Annotated in this window: 21 protein-coding genes; 13 read left to right on the top strand and 8 right to left on the bottom strand. The window is 59.0% G+C overall.

All coding sequences use genetic code 11. The features are described 5' to 3' along the window. Positions 1–114 precede the first annotated feature (114 nt). Both PQQ86_RS21035 and PQQ86_RS21040 read right to left on the bottom strand, forming a co-directional pair. Positions 115–621, bottom strand: a complete 507-nt coding sequence (locus tag PQQ86_RS21035) for an Lrp/AsnC family transcriptional regulator (protein ID WP_408271083.1) — start codon at positions 619–621, stop codon at positions 115–117. A gap of 80 nt (positions 622–701) precedes the next feature. After that, positions 702–1574: a GNAT family N-acetyltransferase gene (locus PQQ86_RS21040; RefSeq protein ID WP_408271086.1), complete on the bottom strand. Its 873-nt coding sequence runs from the start codon at positions 1572–1574 to the stop codon at positions 702–704. Between the two features lie 613 nt (positions 1575–2187). On the opposite strand from PQQ86_RS21040, the gene PQQ86_RS21045 reads away from it, so the two are divergent. Together PQQ86_RS21045 and lhpH are read left to right on the top strand one after the other, a co-directional pair. Further along, positions 2188–2646: a hypothetical protein gene (locus PQQ86_RS21045; protein WP_408271089.1), complete on the top strand. Its 459-nt coding sequence runs from the start codon at positions 2188–2190 to the stop codon at positions 2644–2646. 411 nt (positions 2647–3057) lie between these two features. Further along, entirely contained in the window at positions 3058–4065 is a 1008-nt protein-coding gene (gene lhpH / locus PQQ86_RS21050) for a trans-3-hydroxy-L-proline dehydratase (RefSeq protein ID WP_408271092.1), read from the top strand. Positions 4066–4138: 73 nt separating this feature from the next. Here lhpH and PQQ86_RS21055 read toward each other — a convergent pair whose 3' ends face one another. Next, a complete protein-coding gene (locus tag PQQ86_RS21055; RefSeq protein WP_408271095.1) occupies positions 4139–4744 on the bottom strand; it encodes a TetR/AcrR family transcriptional regulator in 606 nt (201 codons plus the stop codon). 128 nt (positions 4745–4872) lie between these two features. On the opposite strand from PQQ86_RS21055, the gene PQQ86_RS21060 reads away from it, so the two are divergent. From PQQ86_RS21060 to PQQ86_RS21070, 3 genes are all read left to right on the top strand, one after another. Next, positions 4873–5796, top strand: coding sequence for an NAD-dependent epimerase/dehydratase family protein (locus PQQ86_RS21060; protein WP_408271098.1), 924 nt, complete (start codon positions 4873–4875; stop codon positions 5794–5796). Between the two features lie 2 nt (positions 5797–5798). Further along, the gene (locus PQQ86_RS21065) at positions 5799–6143 is read left to right on the top strand and encodes a DoxX family protein (RefSeq protein WP_408271101.1); all 345 of its coding nucleotides are present in this window, start codon (positions 5799–5801) and stop codon (positions 6141–6143) included. 249 nt (positions 6144–6392) lie between these two features. Beyond that, positions 6393–6986 (top strand): hypothetical protein, encoded by a 594-nt coding sequence (locus tag PQQ86_RS21070; RefSeq protein WP_408271104.1) that lies wholly within the window; start codon positions 6393–6395, stop codon positions 6984–6986. Between the two features lie 366 nt (positions 6987–7352). Here the strand turns inward: PQQ86_RS21070 and PQQ86_RS21075 are convergent, their stop codons facing one another. Beyond that, positions 7353–8081, bottom strand: coding sequence for a transposase (locus tag PQQ86_RS21075; RefSeq protein ID WP_408271106.1), 729 nt, complete (start codon positions 8079–8081; stop codon positions 7353–7355). Between the two features lie 759 nt (positions 8082–8840). Between PQQ86_RS21075 and PQQ86_RS21080 the strand changes: the two genes are divergently transcribed. Then, entirely contained in the window at positions 8841–10286 is a 1446-nt protein-coding gene (locus PQQ86_RS21080) for a DEAD/DEAH box helicase (protein ID WP_408271109.1), read from the top strand. A 574-nt stretch (positions 10287–10860) separates the two neighbouring features. Continuing rightward, positions 10861–11328, top strand: a complete 468-nt coding sequence (locus PQQ86_RS21085; RefSeq protein ID WP_408271112.1) for a hypothetical protein — start codon at positions 10861–10863, stop codon at positions 11326–11328. A gap of 100 nt (positions 11329–11428) precedes the next feature. On the opposite strand, the gene PQQ86_RS21090 is transcribed toward PQQ86_RS21085, so the two are convergent. After that, positions 11429–12304, bottom strand: a complete 876-nt coding sequence (locus tag PQQ86_RS21090) for a LysR family transcriptional regulator (RefSeq protein ID WP_408271114.1) — start codon at positions 12302–12304, stop codon at positions 11429–11431. Positions 12305–12875: 571 nt separating this feature from the next. On the opposite strand from PQQ86_RS21090, the gene PQQ86_RS21095 reads away from it, so the two are divergent. Beyond that, a complete protein-coding gene (locus PQQ86_RS21095; protein WP_408271119.1) occupies positions 12876–13373 on the top strand; it encodes a S26 family signal peptidase in 498 nt (165 codons plus the stop codon). Positions 13374–13465: 92 nt separating this feature from the next. Here the strand turns inward: PQQ86_RS21095 and PQQ86_RS21100 are convergent, their stop codons facing one another. After that, positions 13466–14143, bottom strand: a complete 678-nt coding sequence (locus tag PQQ86_RS21100) for a hypothetical protein (protein WP_408271124.1) — start codon at positions 14141–14143, stop codon at positions 13466–13468. A gap of 161 nt (positions 14144–14304) precedes the next feature. Further along, entirely contained in the window at positions 14305–14844 is a 540-nt protein-coding gene (locus PQQ86_RS21105) for a hypothetical protein (protein ID WP_408271127.1), read from the bottom strand. A gap of 268 nt (positions 14845–15112) precedes the next feature. Between PQQ86_RS21105 and PQQ86_RS21110 the strand changes: the two genes are divergently transcribed. The 3 genes from PQQ86_RS21110 to PQQ86_RS21120 all read left to right on the top strand — a co-directional run bounded on the left by PQQ86_RS21110 (position 15113) and on the right by PQQ86_RS21120 (position 18314). Continuing rightward, on the top strand, positions 15113–17044 hold the full coding sequence (locus PQQ86_RS21110; RefSeq protein WP_408271129.1) for an NHL repeat-containing protein: 1932 nt from the start codon (positions 15113–15115) through the stop codon (positions 17042–17044). Between the two features lie 424 nt (positions 17045–17468). Further along, the gene (locus PQQ86_RS21115; protein WP_408271132.1) at positions 17469–18047 is read left to right on the top strand and encodes a hypothetical protein; all 579 of its coding nucleotides are present in this window, start codon (positions 17469–17471) and stop codon (positions 18045–18047) included. Positions 18048–18059: 12 nt separating this feature from the next. Next, on the top strand, positions 18060–18314 hold the full coding sequence (locus PQQ86_RS21120) for a hypothetical protein (protein WP_408271135.1): 255 nt from the start codon (positions 18060–18062) through the stop codon (positions 18312–18314). Here the strand turns inward: PQQ86_RS21120 and PQQ86_RS21125 are convergent. After that, positions 18244–19194, bottom strand: a complete 951-nt coding sequence (locus PQQ86_RS21125; RefSeq protein ID WP_408271138.1) for a LysR family transcriptional regulator — start codon at positions 19192–19194, stop codon at positions 18244–18246. The genes PQQ86_RS21120 and PQQ86_RS21125 overlap by 71 nt on opposite strands. Before the next feature lie 99 nt (positions 19195–19293). Between PQQ86_RS21125 and PQQ86_RS21130 the strand changes: the two genes are divergently transcribed. Together PQQ86_RS21130 and PQQ86_RS21135 are read left to right on the top strand one after the other, a co-directional pair. Continuing rightward, positions 19294–20619 (top strand): amidase, encoded by a 1326-nt coding sequence (locus PQQ86_RS21130; protein ID WP_408271142.1) that lies wholly within the window; start codon positions 19294–19296, stop codon positions 20617–20619. Positions 20620–20741: 122 nt separating this feature from the next. Then, positions 20742–22175 (top strand): MFS transporter, encoded by a 1434-nt coding sequence (locus PQQ86_RS21135; protein WP_408271144.1) that lies wholly within the window; start codon positions 20742–20744, stop codon positions 22173–22175. Positions 22176–22403: the final 228 nt, after the last annotated feature.

Genomic DNA, 22403 nt, shown 5'->3' on the forward strand with positions numbered 1-22403 from the left:
ACCGGCGAGGGCGGGTGGCGCCCGTCTTCGCGTCCCGTCACTCACGATGGCAGGCGGGCGATCGAAGGTCAGGCAACTATTGCGAGAACTGCTGGATACTCACGCCTCCCGCGATCAATCGCCGTTTGGCTTGCCGGGCGCGAAAAGCAGTTCAAGCGGATCATCCCGCTTTATTAGCGGTGACTTGATCATCACGTAGCTCGAGAATTTTTCAATGCCGATCTCTCGTTCGAGAAGAGCCTCCATGACGCTTTGATAGTGGCTCACACTACGCGTCACGAACTTCAGCAGGTAATCGCAACCGCCGCTCGCCAGATGGCATTCAACGATCTCATCGACACGCGAGACAGCCGACAGAAAAGTCGCAAAGTCCTTGAGTCCGTGATCAGCGAGAGTGATTTTGGTGTAAACGATCTGTACCTCACCAAGCTTTTCGAGCTGAACCTGCGCACCATAACCAACAATGAACCCCGCTTTCTCGAGCCGTTTCACGCGCATCAAGCACGGGCTCGGTGAGAGACCGACGGTTTCCGCAAGCTCAAGGTTCGTGATGCGTCCTCGCCGTTGCAACTGCGAAAGTATGCGCAAGTCGATTCGATCCAGTTTGCAGTTCATGGTCATTGCGTGCATTCGGCTAGTCGTCCCTGGTGAGAAGATGAGAGCACAGCACCGCCGTGTTTAATGCATCTGGCGACCCGCAGTCACAGACAAAGCGCCTGATTTCCTATAGCAAATTCCGTAACGTTTGGATCAAGCAGCAGAGGCCCATTGCGCGACATCTTCACGACAGCGTCAACGAGAGGCAACCCGAGATCGTCGAGCCATTTGGAGAGGCCGGTATCTCCGGGAATATCGACTCGTACAAACATTCCAGCATTCAGCGATAGCCAATGACTGATGAGTGCCTTTGCGCGGCTTAAATCGGTTGATGCGGGAGCAATCACTGGCCCGATCACATATCCATCGCCGAAGCGCCGGAATAGCGCGAACCCGATGGGCTCGCCCTCGCGATCGAGCGCGATTCCGGAGGACTCGCGCAACAGTGCGGGCATAACCACATTGCAATCGAGCCCGCTTGCGCGGGATGCGAGATTGATGATGCGCGTAACATCGTTGCCTCCAAGGGGGCGCAGGCGTTCGCCAGGCGGCAAGGAGATAAGTGGAGGATGAAACGCCGCGCCCTGATGTTGCCTGACCGTACCTACTTCTGCGAAGCCGAGTGATTGACAAAGTTGCTCGCCTGGTGGGGTAGCGTGCAATAGCGCAGTGCTTCCTTCCAGTCTATCGAGTACCTTTTCGATCAACTTGCGACCGATGCCTTGCCGTTGTCGCTCGGGGGAGACGATCACCATGCCGACCGAGCCCGCTCCGCGACCGTACTTCCAGTACAACGCAGTGCCGATAATGCCAGTCGCGTCTTCCGCGACGAAGCCGTCTCCCACGCATGCGACAAAGCGCCAGTCTTCTACTCGATGTCTCCACTTGACGGCTCGCGATAGCACCTGAGCAGCAACTACATCGTCGGGGGTGAACTGGCGGATTGAAATCGCTTGATTCTCTGCGAGCTGGGACACGCAGGGCTCCTTTGGCTACATGCACATGACATCACTCTGACAGTAGGCAAAGGAGCTGACTAGGACGATCTTCCTGGCTTTGTGCAAGCAAACGATCGATTCGTGTCGCCTCGTCTCGTGCTCGATCTGTGATCGTGATGCACGCGACATTCCCTCGCGTTGGTATCTATTGGTGCCGGGGCCGGTGAGCCTGTGTTCGCGGTGGCCGCCGTTAATCTCTTCATGGCACGCCGATGAAACCGGTGGCGGGACGACAGCGAGATCGGTCGCAATATCCGCTCTCCAGTCAGAACGGGCAGAATCAGCAAGCGTGCAGATATCTGCTGGCCGGGCGCGATCCGAGCGTCGGTCGGCGCCTGAAGGAGATACGCGGTATTGGAAGATTGCATGGGTCAGGGAGCGCGGACCGTCCGTTGTGCGTTGACGATCAGACAGTTGATTTTAAAAACCGAACGGCCGAGCTGGGTCGTTCACGGAAATTCGGCACGGGACCGGGGTGGCCATGAACCGGCGTTCGCCCGCACTGCCGTATGGACACTTGGGTGGCCGTCAGCCGACCCACTGCGAATGACGGTTACACTAGATAACCTATTTCAGGTGCCAGGAGACTTCTATGAGCAAGCATACCCTTGTATCGACTGCCACCACGTTGCTGTGCGCGGTTGCCCTGACGGGCTTGACCGCCACCTCGGCTCGGGCAGGCAACGCGTCGGTGAAATGCCATCTGACCTACAGCATGTCCGGATGGTCGGCGATTTATCAGCATGCCGAAGGACGCGGCAAAGTAAGCTGCAGCAATGGGCAAAAGGCCGCTGTCACGATCAGCGTGCACGGCGGCGGCCTGACCGCCGGCAAGTTCCACGTCAGCGGCCGCGGCGAAATCACCAATGTCTACAGCATTAAGGATGTGTTCGGCAGTTACGCGCAGGCCGGCGCTTCGGCCGGGGCGGGGAGGAGCGGTACTGCGCAGGTGCTGACCAAGGGAACTACGTCGATGGCGTTGAGCGGAAGCGGTGAAGGCGTGGACCTTGGTGTAGCGGTCGATGCTTTCAAGATTGAACCGGTGCGCTGAGACATGAGAAATGCTCATAAGGGCTCGCCGCACGACGAACCGTCGTAAATCGGCCCGTCCCATCCATCGAGGTACTTTGGCAGTTCGCTCTTGCTTCAGGTTGGCCATTCAGCTTGATATTGACGGCGCCACACAGGCACCGCAGGGAATGCGGTACGGTCATATCGTCTCCAGGTTGTGCGTCGGGATGCAAAGCGTGCGATCGGCGGCCTTTGTAATTCAGGTGGGCGCGAGGGCGGTGGATTTTCTGGGCGGCGCCAGGTGGGACGGGATTTCGACAGGCATCTTGGCGGGAATTGTTCGCAACGATCCCGCTGGGGTTTTATGACAAGGTGGATTACGTGTCGGCCGCCTCACGCATCGCACTCCCTCTCAACGTGATTTCCGCAGCCACGTGGAGGATATAAGGATATGCAGGTCAGTCGCACAATCAGTACCGTCGAAGTCCATACCGGCGGAGAGCCGTTCCGGATCGTCACATCAGGCCTTCCCCGCCTGCAGGGCAACTCGATCGTGGAGCGCCGTGCCTGGGTACGCGAACATGCGGACAATATTCGCCAGGCCCTGATGTTCGAACCCCGCGGACACGCGGACATGTACGGAGGTTATCTCACGCCGCCCGTTTCACCCACGGCTGATTTCGGTGTCATCTTCCTGCATAACGAAGGATATAGCGACCACTGCGGACATGGCGTGATCGCACTGGCAACGGCCGCGGTGGAGCTCGGCTGGGTGCAGCGCGAATCGCCCGAGACGCGGGTTGGCATCGACGCACCGTGTGGTTTTATCGAGGCATTCGTCAAGTGGGACGGCATGCACGCCAACGGTGTGCGATTCATTAACGTACCGTCGTTCATTTACAGGCGCGACGTGAGTGTCGAAACACCGACCTACGGGACGGTGGCTGGCGATATCGCGTTCGGCGGTGCGTTCTATTTCTACACGGACGGCACACCGCACGGCCTCGCGATTCGTGAGTCGTCGGTCGACGCGCTCAAGCAATTCGGCGCGGAAGTGAAGATTGCCGCCAATCGCGCGTTTCCACTCGTGCATCCGCAGATTCCGGAAATCAATCATATCTACGGCACGATCATTCACGGCGCGCCGAGATTTCCCGAATCCACCCAGGCGAACTGCTGCATTTTCGCAGACCGGGAAGTGGACCGTTCTCCGACGGGTTCGGGCACCGCAGGCCGCGTGGCGCAACTGTATCTGCGTGGCGAGATCGGTCGAGACGACGTACTCGTGAATGAATCGATTATCGGCACGGTGTTTCGTGCGCGCGTTGTCGGTGAAACGCAACTCGGCGAATTCCCTGCCGTGATCCCCGAGATTGAAGGCTCAGCCCACGTTTGTGGATTCGCCAACTGGATCATCGACGAGCGGGATCCGCTCAAGTATGGATTCCTGGTACGTTGAGCGGTGTCTTGCTTCCTGCGCTACACGCTGTTGCGTTCCGCATGCAGCGGCTCGACATGTTATGCAGCGCTCCTTAGCGAAGTGCGGCCGCTACCGCCTCGTCAATCTGCAGCGCAAAGCGTGCTTCAACATCGGGCACCGTGTAGCCAAGTGTCAGTTCCAGATGCGCGTCGCCTAGCACCAGTTGAACGAATGTTGCTGCCCGCAATGCAGCAGTTGATTCGTCAAATCGCCTTCGCAGAATTTTTGCGGCGAAGGCACGCACGACCTTTGCACCATTTTCGTAGAACACCTGGCCGAGTTCCGGAAAACGCGCGGCCTCGGCAACGATGGCCCGGTAAAGCCCCAGACTATCCGGCGTAATAAGGCTTCGTGCCAGCACCCATCCCAATTCGCGCAACTCGACTTCGGGTGCGCCATCGGATTGCTCGCCCTGAGCGCTGGCAAGCACCGCGCCCACCTGAGCGCACATCGCGCTCACCAGACCAACGAAGAGCGCCTCCTTCGACTTGAAGTGGCGGTAGACCGTCTGTTTGCCGACGCCGGCGGCCGAGGCGACATCGTCCATCGTTGCCAAACCGAACCCCCCGCGTAAGAAAACGGTTTTCGCGCCGTCGAGGATTGCCGACCGCTTGCGGCATTGCAGCGGGCTCAGGCCGGGGAGAGAAGAAGTGTCCATCCCAGATAAATAACAGATCGTTGAGTAGTTGACAAGACTGGGTAGTCTCGTTTAGATTTGTCAAAACGAGACCGGTGAGTCTCGTTTGTATGACTTTTCAACTTCGCAGCCAATCATTGGAGAACGCTTTGAAACTGTTCATTACAGGTGGTACGGGCTTCATCGGGCAAGCGGTCGCGCGCAAGGCAATCACCCTCGGTCATCAGGTGACGGCGTTGGTGCGCGAGGACAGCTCGGCGGCCGCCAGCGCGCTGGCGCGTCTCGGTGTGACACTGCATTCCGGCGACCTGCGCGAGCCACAGTCTTTCGCTGCGACTGCCGGTGCCGCTGATGGCGTGGTGCACGCCGCGTCGACCAACGATGCTTTCGCCGCTGCAGCTGATGAGGCCGCGGCTGTAGCGATGCTTTCGCATTTGCATCCGGGCGCGGCGTTTGTCTATACGTCGGGCACATGGGTCTACGGCAATACGGAGGGGGAGCCCGCGACTGAATCATCGGCGCTGAACCCGACACCACTCATCGCCTGGCGGCCCGCAGTGGAGCAACAGGTACTGGCGCTAGCAGCACGCCGCGCGGTTGCTGCAGTGATCCTCAGGCCGGCGATGGTGCACGGCTATGGCGGCGGCATCTTTGGCATGCTTGCCGGCATGGTTCGTCAGACCGGCAGTGTGAGGGTCGTCGGCGATGGTCGCAACCACTGGCCTGCCGTTCACGTCGATGATCTCGCCACGGCCTACCTGAGCGCAATGGAGCGGGCGGCGACCGGGGACGGTCGGGTCGCGGGACAGATCTTCAACGTGGTCGCGGAAGATGCCGTTGCCGTTGCCGAAATGGGCGAAGCGATTCGGGCCTCGGTCGGCGCCGATCGCGTCGAACCCTGGCCGCTCGACGATGCTCGCAAATCGCTTGGACCGTTCGCTGATGCACTGGCGCTCGATCAGACCGTAAGCGGCCAGCATGCCCGGCAAGTTCTTGCGTGGACGCCCCATGGCCCCGGCCTGATTGCGGACCTCTCTGCAGAAAAGCACTTTCAGCAAATCAACGGAGCATGACCATGGCGTGGAACAGTGCATCTTTCGAGTCGATTCTCGCGATGATCGTGGCGATTCTGTTCGCGGTTGCTGGGGTGGTCAATCTCACAGGACTCGGCGCGGTGAAGCGCGACTTCGCACGCTGGGGTTACCCGGCATGGTTTCGTTTGCTCTGTGGCGCTCTTGAGCTGTTGTCTGCCGCACTTCTTTTTGGACAACAAACCAGAGTTTTGGGCCTAACGCTGGCCGGTGCGATCATGGTCGTCGCGCTCTTCACGCTGCTACGAAACCGTGAGCCGTTCGGGCATCTCGCCCCGGCGCTGATCTTCTCGGCTCTCGTTGTGGTTACTGTGGCGCTCCGCGGTTGAGGCTTGCTCGCCACCAGGCGAGTGAGCCCTGGACGATAACAGGCCGCGCGGGCGTATCAGGTCGGCCATTATTGTTATTCATCTGATGAAAGCCGCGATCAGTGGTTTACCATGACTGCTTCACGTCGTTTGCAGGATCCGTCAGCAAGTATGATGAATACCCGAAAGATTTTGATGATTATTGGAGGGCTCCTGCTCGTAGCAGCAGGGGCCACGTACTTGATGCTCCTTCAGGCGGACCGCCGCTCAATGGCAGAAGTCACGGCCGCCATGCATGAGTCCGCACATCCTCCCGTCGTCGATTCGCGCGCCGGCGATCACGTGACGGAAGGCAGCATCGACCCTTCGAAGCCGTCCGGCGCAATCACGAAAAGCACTGCCATCGCGCAGGAGCCGGTGGCTTCCACGCCTGCTCTGGCAGTAGCACCTGCGCCCAAGACGGCCGCGCCCGCATCCAGTTCGGCCGCCGCACAAGTCACCGGGCAACCGAAACCGGAGGCACAACCGAAGCAGGCGCCGTCGACGGCAGTCGCGTCGGTGAACGTGCAGGAGTCGGGTGCGCCGAAGGTGGTTCCGGCGCAGCGCGCCCTGCGTGGACGAGACGGTCTGGACCATCGCGCGACAACGACTCAAGGCGCGACACCGGAAACGGACGAACTGGTCAGGGAATCGGCGAAGCTCGATCCATCGTTGCCTCCGCCGGATATGTCGGCCGCTCGCGCCGCCATGGACCAACGTAGCTCCAAGCCAGGCACGGGCTCGAATCCGGTCGCGGCCGCGATGACGGATCAGCTCGTCAAGGAATCGGCGAAGCTCGATCCTTCGCTGCCGCCGCCCAAGTAACCGACTTCTCCGGCAGTGACCGGCCATCTGCGGTCCTTGGTCACTGCATCTGCACCGACATTCGAACGTCGGCTACGCATTGCACTGCGGACATCAATTTGTCTACCGTGTTTGCAGCCTCGTTGGACCGCGGTGTTGATCAGTGAGAATCTGTTGGCGTATCGAGTCATTGACTCACCAGAGGCCACGCTTTCCTTCATGAAGTCGAGCAATTTGGCCGATGCATCTTCGACAATAGCGCGACCGATTCCGGAGGACGCTCGCTTTTGTGGAAGAGGCCGGGTGGTATCGCGACACCGGATGGGCGCATTGAAACGCTCTGACCTGACGTAGCACCTCTCAAACAAGCAAGATTTCCTTGCTTGTTTATCTTTTGGTTAGCCCGCGTGTGCGAGGGCGCGTGTCGGGCAAACGTTGGGGTGGCCGGTCGCGCAGCAGCAGGGGCATCAAACGCCGGTTGGCTGTCTGCGCCGCCCACTCGCAATACGCGGCGCTGCCGAGCACCCAACCTTCGAGCGTCGACTGCATCAGGTTATTGACCTCGCGTTCGTCAAGAGGCTGTACGCCCAAATCGCGGTAAGCCTGGTGGCGCTCGAACGGCGTATTGCCAAGCGCCCGGTACAGTGGATGGTCCTTCATGAAGTTATCGACACGCAGCCCGATGTGATGCGTGTAGCTCGACCACTGGTAGTTTCCTGGCTCGGCTACGAGGCGGTTACGCACCGGCGCATGATCGATGACCTGGCTCGCGAGCAGGAAATACCGATCAGGCTCAATCACTGTTGCCCGGTACCCGCCACGCCACACCGTACCGCGGCATCCATGGCGGCGGTTAAAGGTCTCGACATAGCGACGGCCGATCGCCTGCATCGCCACGGCCACGCTCCACTCGTATGAAGGCGTGACGAGGAACTGTATCGCGTCAGGCATAAGGACCCATGCGTGGACTGCCAGATCGGCGACGCGCGCTGCGTCTGCCAGGCAGGCGAGGAAGTACAGGTAGTCTCCTTCGTCCAGGAATGCGGGACCCGTGAGCCCCTGCAAGATAACGTGCTGCGGTTGTTCTGGGACGTAGTGCCGTGCAAGCCGTGTCATGCTGAATTAACCGGAAATCCGATGTGAGAAAACGATCCGACAGAGATCGAACGCGCGATAGTGCGTCACGTGTGTATAGGACGAAATTCTATCGGTCATATGCGTGTGTCTGCATCGCGAACAGGCCTTTTTTCTGGCCTCTTTTCGTTGATTTGCCGATCGCTACAAGCATCTGTTTTATGCCACCGCTGAATAGCGGCGCCGCGCTATGCACCCTCCAGATGCTTTGTCTGCGCGTCATCCGGCACCAATACATCAAGCAGCACGACGGAGCTGCGGTCGAAGCGCCATGGTCTCCATTCGCATCCCGCCTGAACCGGTCAAAGCCCAGCGTAATGTGGTTTGCGAATTTTATCGGTAGGTATCCGAACGATAGCGATCGCCTCCAATCCGAGGCCTTGGGCGGCGGCCAATGCCAGGACGGACTCGGCTGCCGTTGGCAATGGCAATCTACAGACAAATTGCCGAGACCGGGAAGCTGGCGCCACATGCAGCGGTGGTTTAACCGCACTGGATAAGTCGCAGGTAGCGTCTTCGGTGCCTGGAAGTAAAGGCACGCAGCGCGCGATGAGGGGACTGACGAGCAGGGCGCTGGAGGCAACGTTGCTCATCGGTGTCTCGTAGTACAGCTTGCCGGCGCGGCACCCGGCACCGCTACGTTTTTCAGTGGCGATCAACGTCGATCTTTTTGACCATTGATCTGCGCGTCGCAATCAGGCGGTAACCGCTAGAATTGCGGCTTTAGCCCGGAATACGCGAATGTCTTTTGCCTCGCTTGGCCTGATCGATCCCTTGCTGCGTAATCTGCGGGACCTCAATTACCACACACCTACGCCGGTGCAGGCCAAGGCGATTCCTGCTGTGCTCAGCGGCAAGGACGTCATGGCTGCGGCACAGACCGGCACTGGCAAAACGGCGGGTTTTGCGCTGCCGCTGTTGCAACGGCTGGTGCAGCACGGCCCGGCGGTGTCCAGCAACCGCGCGCGTGTTCTGGTGCTGGTGCCCACGCGTGAACTGGCCGAACAGGTGCTGCAAAGCTTTATCGATTACGGCAAAGGCCTCGACTTACGATTTCTGGCCGCCTACGGCGGTGTGAGTATCAACCCGCAGATGATGACGTTGCGCAAAGGCGTGGATGTGCTCGTTGCCACGCCGGGCCGTTTGCTAGATCTCAATCGCCAGAACGCAGTGCAGTTTGATCAGGTACAAACGCTGGTGCTGGATGAAGCCGACCGCATGCTGGATCTGGGCTTTGCGCGCGAACTCAACGCCGTCTTTGCTGCCTTGCCCGCTCAGCGCCAGACTCTGCTGTTCTCTGCCACGTTTACTGATGATATCCGCGCCATGGCGGCGGGCATTCTGCGCGGCCCGGTCAATATCAGCGTCAGCCCGCCCAATGCCACGGCCAGCAAGATCAAGCAGTGGGTGGTGCCGGTGGATAAAAAGAACAAGCCTGATCTCTTCATGCACCTGGTGGCTGAGAACAACTGGGAGCACGCGCTGGTGTTCGTCAAAACCCGCATTGGCGTGGATTACCTGGCGGCCATGCTGGATGAAGCGGGCTATGCGGTCGACACCATCCACGGCGACAAACCGCAACCCGCGCGCATGCGTGCGCTGGAGCGCTTCAAGACGGGCGAAGTACATATGCTGGTAGCCACCGATGTGGCTGCGCGCGGGCTGGATATCGACGACCTGCCGCTGGTGATCAACGTTGATCTGCCGATCGTGGCGCAAGACTATGTACACCGTATTGGCCGTACCGGCCGCGCGGGCGCCAGCGGCGTGGCGGTGTCCCTTGTGTGTGCCGATGAAGCGCCGCAACTGGCCGCGATTGAAGCGCTGATCCGGCAAACACTGCGCCGTGAAGAAGAGCCGGGTTTTGAAGCCGAACACCGCGTGCCGCAAACTAGCGCGACAGGCGAGATCATCAAGAAACCCAAAAAGCCCAAGAAGCCCAAAGTGCCGCAAGCTGCGCCGCGCGCCACGCAGGTGCTCAGCAATAAACCGCGCGCGCAAAGTGGCGAAAAGAAACGCAAGCCTGCGGCGCAGCGCACTGTGGCCGCGGGCGAAGGCACGAGCTTGTCCAGCGGTAGCCCATTTGGCGTGCAAAAGCCGCGCAGCAAACCCGCCAGCAAGCCAGCTGCGGGTTCACGTAAGCCGGCTGGCAAACCCGCCGGTGGCCGTGGCAAACGCCAACCCTGATCCGTGGGGATGAGTAACGTCAGCCCTGGAACAGGCTGGCGGTTTGCGGCCCGCTGCCAGGCAGCGGCGCGGCTTCGGCGTGCATCAGGTCGCGGGTAACGGCGCACTGAATCCATGATCCATAACAACTTCGGGGCCGAACGGACGTTGAAATCGTGCGTAGCGAGCGTCCGATCAGCGGCAGTTAGCGGCTAGGCCAACGCCGATGGGCGAATGGCGGGCCTCGGCCCAAACACACGCCCGCCACCCTCGTCCTATTTCCCCTTATCCATTCGGCCAAGATCAAACATTTAGCCTGCAAGGTTGAAGGCAACCTTGGTGGTCTCCCTTATAATTACCAAGTCGTCGGGAAACACCCGGCGATCAGGTTTGACAGCCTGATTGTTACGTCCGCACCCCGCTTAGGCGGGAGTGCGTCTGCTGCTGCACGTCTATATTCTATGGGCGGGCTGTAGTGGGGGAGCCGCAAGGCTCGCCGGCTTGACGTAACACCGGTCTGTCAACCCTTCTACGTGCCCGCTCACCCCTTCCAGCGAGTGTCGGGCGATCCAGGAAGTAACAGGGAGATCGCACCATGAGCAAGTCCAACAAAAGTCAACCCACTTCACGTCCGCCTGTCGACGCAATCCAGTACGAAAAGCTTGCCCTATCCGCCTTCGATTTATGCGACCGGCACCTGGCTCAACTGGATACCTTGATCACACTTGCGTCCTCGATATGTAGGAATCCTTCTGTCACGCTTGAGGAAAGACGACGTCGTCAGACACTCCTCGAATTGCTGGTGGACACGGCTGAGCAATATCAGCAGGAACTCGAATGCGACCGCGAGTTGTACAAGGTGATTGCGCTCGATGCGAAGGGCGTTCCGCAAAGCCGCATCACGGCGCGCCACGCAGCGAACCTGCTTGCAGAAGAGGCGGCGCAACGAGCAGGCGAACCGACGGCCACCGCAAACGTGCCAGAGCGCGAAGCCCCGCCAGAGAAAACTGCCGCAACGCTAAGAACCGACGCAGCCCAGCAACCGGTCGTCGCACAACACTAGTCGATCAAGTAGGGCGGGCGAGTAGTAGTGCGGTGCGTCCGAATCGGTGGGACGCCAACTAAGACTCGCCTCTCAGGTAAGTTGTCGCCGAAAGGAAGAATCAGACGCCTTTCAATGCAGCGCGCACAAACGAGACAAACCGTGATGTAACCGGATTCTTCTGCGCATCCGCCCACACAAGTCCTACGCGCCACTTCGCGTGCCTTCCGCGAAGCGGCAGGACGGTAGCGTCCCGAAGAAGATATTGCGCACGCGAGGGAACGAATGCGACGCCGACGCCAGCAGCGACAGATGCCAGGACAGACTGCACATCATCAGCTTGTTGCGTCACGTTTGGTACAAAGCCCTGTTCGCGACACCAGCTCTCCACTTGAGCAGCGAGGCCGGGCCCACGCGCACGCCGCAAGGCCAGGAAACCTATTTCATTCAGCTTGCCAAAATCGGAGGGAAGACGCACGTGCTCAAGGCGTGGGGGTAAGGCCAGCGCCAGTGTCTCCTCCATCACACGAAGTGACGACAGACCGTCGACCGAGGGCGCCCGCATAAAGCCCACATCCAGCTTCCCCGCCAGAAGGCGGCGAGTTTGCTCAGCGGAAGACAGGTCACTCAACGCGACGGCAATGCCCGGATACTGCTGACGGAAGTCGGCAATGATCTGCGGTGCGATCGTCAGCACGGACAGACAAATGCCGATCCGCAAATGCCCACGCCTGCCGCTGCCGGCCTCTCGCGCACGCGCGAGAATCTCGTCGGCGTCGTGGACGAGCGCTTGCGCATCGGGCAGGAAAATTTCCCCGAACCGCGTCAGCTCCGCGCCATGCCGGCCTCGCTCGAACAGCTTCGCGCCCAGGCTCGCCTCCAGCGCGCCGACCTGTTTGCTCAACGCCGGCTGACTCATGTACAGAGCATCCGCCGCGCGCCCGAAATGACGCAGTTCGACGACCGACAAAAACGTTCTCAGCAGTTTGAGTTCCATTCCAGTTCGTTATCGTATCGATCAAATCATTCATTTTACTAATTGATGGTCGAGTTGTTCAATATGGGTATGTCTTCTCACAAGCGATTACCCATGGCCTCCACAAGCCCTAAGCGTCATCCACACCGGCTGGGCCGCACAGATGTCTCGGTTGACGACCACGCCGGCGATCCCGAACCTGCGCCGGATCCTTTGGTTGATAGGGAGCGCCGCCTTCGTCGCCCTCGCTTCGCCGGCGTATCCTCGGCAGACGATGGCCACGTTCAGACGGGCGCAATCGCTGTGAGCTTCGCCGTCGTCTCCCGCAAACGGTGGCCGCGCTGAAAAGCATCAACGGCCTCGGCTTCATCAGCCTCAAGATGCGAAAGCGCTTGATGAAACCCCTTCCCGAGCGGAATTGGGTTTATGCCGAACCCATCCGAACCGCCAAAAGACTCTCAAATGAACGGCGCGTCGTCCTGCGAAAGACGGACCAGTTCAACAATATGAGTGACTGCCCGTCCGCTCTGACGTATGAAAGTCATGTGTCAGGCAACTCTGCTTTACTCCCCCTTTCTGCTTCACGATCTCCATGGGCATTCATCTCGGATGCCTTAGAAAGCTGCAGAAAACGTTTCCCGACGATCAACTTGTCGTCAAAGAACAAATTTGGAGCATGAACAAACTGTTGCGACCGACGATTGCCATGCTTAACGGATACATGATCAGTTTCGGAACCGTCCACGGCGCCGACAGCAAGGATGCACAGCCATGCAGCGCGGCGAATACCTCGAACGCACATGGCCCTTTTGTCCCGCATTTTTTCTTTCCGGACCAGCAAGGGAATCCTGTGAAGCCGACTACGACAGTCCGCAGTTTTTCAACTCAAGATTGCGCCGGCGCAGTTTTACAGGGTGAACAGGGCACCGCGCGGGTCGGCGGCGACACGATTGAACTGAATGGCGGGACTGTCTACGTGAACGGCGTTTCCTACGGTGCCGTTACACCAGCGCAAACCGTCGAATACGACGTTACACCAGACAAACGGACATTGGCGGTGGACGGCAAAGTCCGTTCACCCGCGCGCTGACTCTCAAATTTCGGCGGCCGACACAGCCGACGACACGCCAGATGCCGTTCATTCTTCTCATCGCCAGTGGGCTTCGGAAAGAAGGACGCGCGCTACGGCTTCACCGCGTAACGCACCAGTTCGGTTGCGGTCGTCGCGGGTGCGCCCTTTCCGGCCATGCGGCCTTGAAACTCCTCACGGACAATGCGCTTGGCGGCCGGGGCATACCACAGTGTCTCCTCCATCGGTCCACCCCCAAAGCCAGATTGCGGCGACCAGACTCCCGTCATCCTGATCTTGATCGCGGAGAATGAGCCTGCCCTTGTCTTGATCTCCTCCACACCTTGCACTTCGCACTGGGCTCGCCGCAGCACAGTCGTGCTCGCTTCGCCGGCGGCCTGGCAGTCCGCTTCGTAGCGCGTTCCGGCTTGCAGCGGAAAATGAAGCGCGATACCGCAGGCGTGCTGGGCGGCCGCGTTCGGAATCACGTTTGCTTCAGAGGTCAGTTCTACACGCCCGCTTCCAGATCCTATTTGAAGAGATGCACTCCCATCCGCATTGACGGACGTCACGGTTTGCGTGATGGTCTTACTCTTTCCGGATAGCAGGTCGGACCACAGATAGGTCCAGTTGTCTCCGGTCCTGTAGTGCGGCGCGTCCTGAGGCAGAAGGGCGGACTCTGCAGCACCGGCCGCGGAACTGGTCGAAGCGACAAACCCCGCGACCAGTAGGCACGCGACCGCCCGCGAGCCAATATGCATGGAAGAGCGCTTGCTTTCGATTGCTTTCATGTCTACCCCTCGTGTTGACGGATTCGGGTTGAACAGGCGCGAATCGAATTCGACCGTTTGCAAAATCAACCGTTCCGAGACGAATGAAACGCGTCACATTCGGTAGAAATTTCGCCATCCCAAAAGACGGCGTCTCGCGGTTACTGTCACTGCCCGATGGGTTACTCCGAGAAGACGTACTTCCCATTCAATTTTTTAGGTGCAATGAAATTGAAATCAGGGAAGATCCGGGTTCTGACGTACCAGATATAGGCGAACAACCCCGCACCGATGAGACAACCAATCAACGTTGACACTGGACGTTCCGCAAAGTCCGTGAACTGCCTTGGCAATTGCGTAATCGCCAAAATCAGATAGGCGTTGTAGGCGCCGACATTGTTCTTCGAAAAACCCCAGACGAACAACAGGGAAATCGCCACAGCCACCCCCGCGACGATCAACCCCGCCACCGCAGATATCTCGCTGCCAACGCCATATCCTGCCAACAAACCGACAATCACCTGCAGCCAGGCAATGACCCGAACGGCAATCAAATGGCCGCGGTTTGCACGGCACAGCTCGGGATCTGCGTGCGCTGCGATGAAATATGCAAGCAGACGATCCTTGACGCCTTGTCCCGCCAGCCTGGTGAACACTTCGGACTTCGCAACGCCATCCGATAGAAGCTGCACGACCTGAGCTTTGATTTCTTTTCGATTCATTGACTCCACCCCTATGTTTTTTTGGTAACGGTCAAAACACCCTGATTCATTCGCTATGCATAGCGATACGCCAGGACAAGGCGAAATATTACCTGTTGCGCGAGAAGGAGAGGAGAGATCAATTCACGTCCGCATGCAAAGTCGCAGTGCGGCTTGTAAAGGCGCAATGCGTTGCATATGGTCATACGTGGGTCACCGATCACGAATTTGAAATCTGACTGGCCGACTATTCACGTGAATGATCACTACGTTCTGGAGAGCATCAGTCATGATTGAGAAAAAACGAATTCATGCTGTGCTACTCGTCGCAGCGATCGCCACGATCGCGCCGGCGTGTCAGGCGGAAAACACCACCGACTGGTTGGCGAACACCTACGGCACCCTCGCAGCCCACGTGGGTAATACCGCGCGTTCCATATGGGTCGCGCCGGAAGGCGTCATCTATACGGCCTCCATGTGGGACGAGTATGAGGGTGGCGTCGCTATCTACCAGGCCGGCAAGAGCCTCGGCTCGATCGGCGCGCACGGCGAGTTTCAGGGCAGCGCGATCACGGGCAACGCGACGTCAATCTTTGTGGCATTGCAGCCCGGCGGGACGTACGGAAGCGGTGCGGTGGGACGATACAACCGCACCACCAAGACTCGCGATCTATTGATTCAGATCAGCGCGTTGAACAACCAGCCTAGAGTTGACGTGGTCACTGGACTCGCCACGGTGGGCTCGCTCCTCTACGCGAGCGACTTCTACGGCAATCGCGTCCGCATCTTCACTACCGACGGTGTCTGGAAGCGGGACATCAACATCACGGGCCCGGGCGCTCTCGCATTGGATGGCGCGGGCAACATTTGGGTCGCACAGAAGAGCGAGGGCTCGATCGTCGGGTTCAGTCCAACCGGTGCCCTGTTGAACACCATCCGGATGCCAAGTGGGTCGCTGCCATCGGCGCTCTATTTCGATGCGTCGTCGGGGCAGCTCATGGTCGGGGACGAAGGTCCCGACATGAATATCAAGCGCTACAAAGTTTCGGGCACGCCGACGCTGGCCGGCACATTCGGCATTCAGGGCGGTTATCTCGACACCACGACGGGAATCAAAGGGCAGGTTGGTGACAAGCGCTTCACGCGCGTCGTCGGCATCGGCAAGGACACAGCAGGCAACCTCTATGTGCTCAACAACCCGTGGGGCGGAAGCTGGGACCTCGGCCGCGACGGCGGCACCGACATTCACTCCTACAACGGTTCTGGTCGCTTGCAATGGAAGCTTCAGTCTCTCAACTTTGAGGGGATCGCCGCTCCGGACCCAGGTACTGACGGCGTCTACTTCTATGGTGGCACCAACATCTACACCGGCACCGCTGGGGGAACCTTTGTAGCGAACACTGTCGACCCGATCGCCTATCCATCCGATCCACGCATCAACATCAACGATCGCTCACGGGATGAGCACTTCGGTCAACTTGCCACCGTCGGTGCAAACCGGATTCTTGTGGCGTCCGGGCAGAATCCCGATATCTACTACTTCTTTCACTTCAATGCTGCGAACGGCTACGTCGCGATACCGGACGCCACGCTTCCCGGTCCGGCGTTCAAGACGACCGCATCGGTCAGGGACGGATTCTGCATTGACAGCAAGGGGGGCGTTTGGGCCGGGCTGGACAAGACCGGTTACATCTACCACTACCCGCTGATCGGCTTCGATGCCAGCGGCAAGCCGACATGGGGACCCGGTGTCCCTATTCGCATTCCCGATAGCATCAAGCCGTTGACACGAATCGTCTACCTCGCGGACAGCGACACCATGATTCTCGGACAGGGCGTTGTTGGGAGTACGGACTGGACGTCGATAGGCACGCGGATCGAGGTGTATCACGGCTGGAGCGCGGGTAACACCACGACGCCCAATCCGGTGATTAAGCTTCCTCACGTTGGCGCCAAGTCGATTGACGCGGCCGGCAGCTATCTCTTCGTCGGCTACTGGTTCGGCACCGGGCAAGCTTTGCCGAACATCGACGCTTTCAATCTCGCTACGGGCAACCTTGACACTACGTTGGTCAACACCAATACCGGTAAAGTCGACGCCAGCAGTGCGATCGATTCGATGTACGGCGTCAAGGCGTACCTCCGATCGACGGGTGAGTATGTGGTCACGAAGAACAACGTTAAGGGCTCCAGTATTACTGTTTATCGGTGGACGCCCTGATCTTTGGCCGTTTTAGGCCTTTAAGGACCCACTTGTACTAGCAGGCCGTCGATAGTGCCGTGACCGGCCAGGTTGAGACGTTCAGACGAAACTTTCGAGTGTCAGCTTCCGAACTGACATGAGGCGGTTTGCGGCAGCACGGTGCGAGTCCACTCGCCGGCCGGAGCGCACTGCCGCGTCCAATCGCTCTCACAGGTAGTTGACGAAGGTTAACAAAATCAACCCTGATGAAATTGCCACTTTTGCCGATATGGCAAAAGAAAGAGATTAAGCCGCCGTTGCGATCGATGGCAATCCGGGCGGAGGGGGCATGAGAAGGGGTCGTAACTGCGATGTGACAGCGTTTGTTGAGTGCGAACAGAATACGTCCGGATGGAGCAGATCCAATCGCACGTGCGCCGTATCCAGAAACCAGAAATTTGTTGTGATCGCCCTGGTGAATTCGCTCGCGGGCACTGCACCGTTGGCCCATGCGCAGTTTAACGATGGCGGTGGAACGGCAACCGCAAACGGCGCCGTTGTGATCGGTGGCGGCGCCACCGGTCAGCCGACCAACGCCAACGCGATTGACTCGGTCGCGGTCGGGCCGGGTTCGCAGGCGAACAACGTCGAAGACGCGGCTATTGGCCCCAACGCCGTAGCCGGTGCCTCCAGCTCGGACATTCGCAACACGGCGGTCGGCAGTCACGCGCAGGCTACCGGCGGACAGTCCGCAGTGTTAGGTACTTTCAGCGCGGCGACGGGAAACTTCGGAATCGCTGGAGGTGAGGGCAGCGTCGCCTCTGGTCCGGGCAGCAGCGCGTACGGTTCTGGCAGTACTGCGAACGGCACGCTCAGTACCGCCATTGGCGAGGGTTCCACCGCTTCGGGAAACGCCGCGTATGCCGGCGGCAATTTTGCAACCGCTGCGGGAGCCTCGTCGATTGCGGTCGGCGTGAATTCCGCAGCGAACGGTGACGGGAGCATTGCGCAAGGTAACGGCGCGGTAGCAGGTGTAGCGTGATCGGCGTTGACAATGACCAACGATATTGCGATCGGCACGGGCGCGAGTGCCACCGCAGGCTCATCCATCGCGATCGGTGCGAGCGCGAGCACAAACACCGCCGGAAGCGTCGCGCTCGGGACGCGGGCAGGGGCGAGCGGTACAAACTCCGTTGCCGTAGGCAGCGGGAGATCAGCATCGGGAGCGAACAGTTCGGCTATTGGTGCCGGCGCGCAGGCTCTTCCTTGGTATCGGTTTGTGGTGTCGGATTTGCAATGGAAAGGATGAATGGTCGTGCTGCGGGATTCGGCTGCGCTTCGCATTCAGTCACCACGATCTTTGCGGTCAATTCTTCGCGCTTGGGCAACTTGCGATAGACCAGATTGCCGCCGCGCGCGCTGATGACCGACTCCGGCACGACGCCAAGGCCGACGCCTGCTTCGACTAGCGTTAGTAACGTCGGCAATACGCTATCCTGGAGAAATGAAGGGACTACGCGGGCAATCGAGAAGGCCGAATGAATGAGATTCCGGAAGTAGGGCGAGGCATCGGCTCGATATCCGACGAGTGGATAGCTACCAAGCTCTGCCAGATCGACACTGGATTTTGTCGTCAACGGGTGATCAGATCGCATCGCCACATACATCGGCTCACGATAGATCACTTCGACACGCATGTCTGCGTCCACTGCGGTGGGCCGCATAAGCGCGACGTCGATCGTTCTCAGTCTCAGCGCACTCTGCATCTCGATGGAGTTCAGTTCATGCAGGTCCAGTTCAATTCCTGGGTTCGCCAGCCGGTACTGATGTAGTGCCTCCGCCAGCGGAGAGCACGCTGCCGTAGGTGTCAGCCCGACCGATAGCCTACCCGTTTCTCCGCGCGCAGCTTGCCTGACACGGCGCACCATGCGCTCCATGTCCCTCAGAAGCTCCCGCGCGTGCTCGAGCATCACGACGCCTGCTGGTGTCAGTTGGACCGAACGCGTGGTGCGGGCGAACAACTCCGCATCGACCATTTCTTCGAGCCGTCTGATCTGGTGGCTCAGCGCCGGCTGGCTCATGAAAAGGCGCTCTGCCGCCCGCGCGAAATGCAATTCCTCGGCCACTACGCAGAACGTCGCGACCAGTTTCGCGTCGACGCTGGCCGCGATTAATTCAAATTTCGACATAAATGCCTATTCATTATGAATTGGACTATGAATAATCCGTTATATACGCTTCGGGACAGCATCACAAGAGGTGGTGCGAGATAACCCAGGAACGGAAAGATGGAAGGTGAAATCCGACAACTAGGCGTGCGTGAGATCGCCGGACAGGTTCGACGAAAAGAGAGACCGAAAGACTACTTTGTTCGCCGATCGTTGGCGTCAATCGAAGCGCTGGATTCGCAAATACGTGCGTGGGCTTGCATCGCACCACGTGCGAACATAATTGAAGCAACAAGTGCAGTAGATACAGCAGCACCTCTTGCCGGCGTGCCCATCGGCGTCAAGGACGTGCTACATATTGCCGGCATGCCAACCGCGTATGGCGCGCAGCTTTTCGCGCGTCGCGCCGAGGAGTTTGATGCTGCATGCGTGGGCATGTTGCGTGCCGCAGGAGCAGTGCCGATCGGTAAGACCGTTACGGCCGAATTTGCCTATAAACACCCGGGACCAACGCGTAATCCCCACGACCTCCGGCGCACGCCGGGTGGCTCTTCTAGCGGCTCCGCTGCAGCGGTTGCTGCCGGCATGGTACCCGTGACTATCGGCACGCAGACAGGCGGTTCCATCATCCGGCCCGCGGCGTTCTGCGGCGTGGCGGGTTTCAAACCTTCATTCGGTGCTGTACCGCGAGACGGCATGAAGGTGTCGTGCGAATCGCTGGATGTGATCGGATGGTACGGAACGTCGGTCAGCGATATTGGTGCTATTGCTGACGTGCTGCTGTCCGACGAGCGCGTGTTGCAATCGCCGGCGAGACGTCCACGAGTCGCGGTGATATGCGGCACCTCGCTGCATGCTCTGGATTCAGACGCGAGAGAGATACTCGTGATGGCCGAACGTGCGCTGATAGATTACGGCGCAACCTGTACGCAGATTGCCTTTCCACAGGAATTCGCGCTGCTGGTGGAAGCACATCGAACCATCATGCAGTACGAGTTCGCGCGCAGCCTGGCGTCAGTCGCGAGGGTAGTACGCAGTGGGCTCAGCGAGGTATTGCTGGCGTGTGTTCGGCAGGGCCTTGCGATCTCACGCAGCCAATATCGTGGGATGAAGGACGTTCAGTCCTCGCTAAGAGATACGTGGAACATGCACTTCGGCGACGCCGATCTGATTCTCACTCCTAGCGTGCCGGGTGAAGCGCCGCTGGGACTTGCGGCTACGGGTTCCTCTGCATTCAACGTGGTCTGGTCGGTACTCGGCTGGCCATGTCTGCATATTCCCTTTGGGCGGTCCCGTCATGGTTTGCCACTCGGTATCCAGTTGGTAGGCAAGTGGAACGGAGATGCTGAACTACTTGGCTGGGGCAGTTGGGTCGAAAGCCTCCGTCGAGATCAAGGCGTAACGATAAGCAGCGAATCGCGCATGGCTTCATACGTAATCCGATGAATTTTTAAAGCAGAAGTCGGCTTGACGCGTCGCCGTCATCGCGAGACTGCAATTACAAAACCAAATCCGGGTGACGATCACCCCATAAGCGGCGCACTGTCAAAGCGCCAGGAGGAGCATTGATGTATGCAATATCGTCTCAGGCAGTGACGGAGGCTCAGGTGAAGCCTGCTCACACGTCCGAATCTGCTTCGGGGATCAATCAACGCCTCGATCAGCTTCCCGCCACGCGGCCCGTGTGGATGCTGGTGCTGCTGGTATCGATCGGAGGTTGGTTCGAGTTTTACGACCTTTTCATGACTGCATACGTCGGACCGGGTCTGGTCAAGAGCGGAATGTATTCGGTGACTACAGCGTCGTTCTTCGGTTTCAGCGGGCTGGGCGCGTTCGTGGCGGCATCATTTGCAGGTTTGTTCATCGGGACACTTCTGTTGACCGGTCTTGCCGATCGGTTCGGACGCAGGACTGTATTTACAGCTTCGTTGCTATGGTATTCGGTGGCGACGCTTGTCATGGCGTTTCAGGATTCCGCCCAGGCGATCAATCTCTGGCGACTCATCGCGGGAATCGGCGTCGGTGTGGAGCTCGTCGTGATCGATACCTATGTAAGTGAGCTGGTCCCGGCACACTTTCGTGGAAGGGCATTCGCGTTCGTCCACCTCGTGCAGTACACGGCAGTTCCCTCGGTCGCGTTTTTCGCGTGGTGGTTCGAACAGCATCCTGTCGGCGGTATCGCGAGCTGGCGTTTGACCGCTGCACTCGGTGCGTTGGGCGCTATCGCCGTCTGGGCGATTCGTCGTCGGGTTCCGGAAAGTCCCCGTTGGCTCGCGCAGCATGGGAGGCTTGCCGAGGCCGGACAGATTCTCGACGTGCTCGAAGCGAAAATTGGTGCACCGGTGAAGGACAATGGAAACGAGTCTGGTGCCCACATCGAATCCGTGCAGAAACCGGCCCGTTTCAGCGAAATCTGGCAGCCGCCTTACCTTAGAAGAACGCTTGTCCTGCTGACGTTTCACCTGATCCAGTCGATCGGCTTCTATGGCTTCGCTTCGTGGGTGCCGACATTGCTGGTGGCGAAAGGCATCACGGTGACCCACAGTCTGCTGTACTCGTTCATCATTGCATTCGCCAATCCTATCGGACCGCTGATTGGACTCGCCATTGCGGACCGGATAGAACGCAAGACCTTGATTGTGTTGTCGGCGGCGGGCGTTGCACTGTTCGGCGGGTTGTGCGCGGTCGTTCAGTCCGGTGTGCTTCTGATCGCGCTCGGCGTGCTGCTGACGCTCTGCAATACGCTGCTGTCGGCAGGCTATCACGCGTATCAGGCCGAACTTTATCCCACTCGTATCAGAGCTCGTGCAGTAGGTTTCGTCTATTCACTGTCGAGGTTGTCCGCGATGTTCTCCGGCTTTTTCGTCGCTTTCACGCTTCGCAGTTTTGGCACATCCGGCGTCTTTACCCTGATCACGGCTATCATGATCATCGTGATGGTTACCATCGGCGTGTTTGGTCCGAAGACCAATCGACGAAGCCTCGACTTGGTGTCTCGCTGAAGTGACAAGGTAGATAGCCCCTGCTTTCAACGAAAGCAGGGGGCAACCAACATTCATTCGGATACTTCACGCTTTTAGCCAGAAATCCACAGAAAACGAATTTCGCTCCCATCGCAGTCCCGCGATAGGATCGGGTTCCGCTGAACGATACGTGACTAGACCTCGGCGAGGAATCGCCCACCATCGTTGAAAAGTTCCCCGAGTGCAAGGATGGAGCGGTGTCGAATC

The organism is Paraburkholderia sediminicola (genome assembly GCF_046026675.1).
Classification (GTDB): domain Bacteria; phylum Pseudomonadota; class Gammaproteobacteria; order Burkholderiales; family Burkholderiaceae; genus Paraburkholderia; species Paraburkholderia sediminicola_F.

Excerpts from the sequence above, each read along its gene's own strand:
- PQQ86_RS21035 (WP_408271083.1), bottom strand. The coding sequence starts at position 621 with ATGACCATGAACTGCAAACTGGATCGAATCGACTTGCGCATACTTTCG.
- PQQ86_RS21045 (WP_408271089.1), top strand. The coding sequence starts at position 2,188 with ATGAGCAAGCATACCCTTGTATCGACTGCCACCACGTTGCTGTGCGCG.
- lhpH (WP_408271092.1), top strand. The coding sequence starts at position 3,058 with ATGCAGGTCAGTCGCACAATCAGTACCGTCGAAGTCCATACCGGCGGA.
- PQQ86_RS21055 (WP_408271095.1), bottom strand. The coding sequence starts at position 4,744 with ATGGACACTTCTTCTCTCCCCGGCCTGAGCCCGCTGCAATGCCGCAAG.
- PQQ86_RS21065 (WP_408271101.1), top strand. The coding sequence starts at position 5,799 with ATGGCGTGGAACAGTGCATCTTTCGAGTCGATTCTCGCGATGATCGTG.
- PQQ86_RS21070 (WP_408271104.1), top strand. The coding sequence starts at position 6,393 with ATGGCAGAAGTCACGGCCGCCATGCATGAGTCCGCACATCCTCCCGTC.
- PQQ86_RS21075 (WP_408271106.1), bottom strand. The coding sequence starts at position 8,081 with ATGACACGGCTTGCACGGCACTACGTCCCAGAACAACCGCAGCACGTT.
- PQQ86_RS21080 (WP_408271109.1), top strand. The coding sequence starts at position 8,841 with ATGTCTTTTGCCTCGCTTGGCCTGATCGATCCCTTGCTGCGTAATCTG.
- PQQ86_RS21085 (WP_408271112.1), top strand. The coding sequence starts at position 10,861 with ATGAGCAAGTCCAACAAAAGTCAACCCACTTCACGTCCGCCTGTCGAC.
- PQQ86_RS21090 (WP_408271114.1), bottom strand. The coding sequence starts at position 12,304 with ATGGAACTCAAACTGCTGAGAACGTTTTTGTCGGTCGTCGAACTGCGT.
- PQQ86_RS21095 (WP_408271119.1), top strand. The coding sequence starts at position 12,876 with ATGGGCATTCATCTCGGATGCCTTAGAAAGCTGCAGAAAACGTTTCCC.
- PQQ86_RS21100 (WP_408271124.1), bottom strand. The coding sequence starts at position 14,143 with ATGAAAGCAATCGAAAGCAAGCGCTCTTCCATGCATATTGGCTCGCGG.
- PQQ86_RS21105 (WP_408271127.1), bottom strand. The coding sequence starts at position 14,844 with ATGAATCGAAAAGAAATCAAAGCTCAGGTCGTGCAGCTTCTATCGGAT.
- PQQ86_RS21110 (WP_408271129.1), top strand. The coding sequence starts at position 15,113 with ATGATTGAGAAAAAACGAATTCATGCTGTGCTACTCGTCGCAGCGATC.
- PQQ86_RS21120 (WP_408271135.1), top strand. The coding sequence starts at position 18,060 with ATGACCAACGATATTGCGATCGGCACGGGCGCGAGTGCCACCGCAGGC.
- PQQ86_RS21125 (WP_408271138.1), bottom strand. The coding sequence starts at position 19,194 with ATGTCGAAATTTGAATTAATCGCGGCCAGCGTCGACGCGAAACTGGTC.
- PQQ86_RS21130 (WP_408271142.1), top strand. The coding sequence starts at position 19,294 with ATGGAAGGTGAAATCCGACAACTAGGCGTGCGTGAGATCGCCGGACAG.
- PQQ86_RS21135 (WP_408271144.1), top strand. The coding sequence starts at position 20,742 with ATGTATGCAATATCGTCTCAGGCAGTGACGGAGGCTCAGGTGAAGCCT.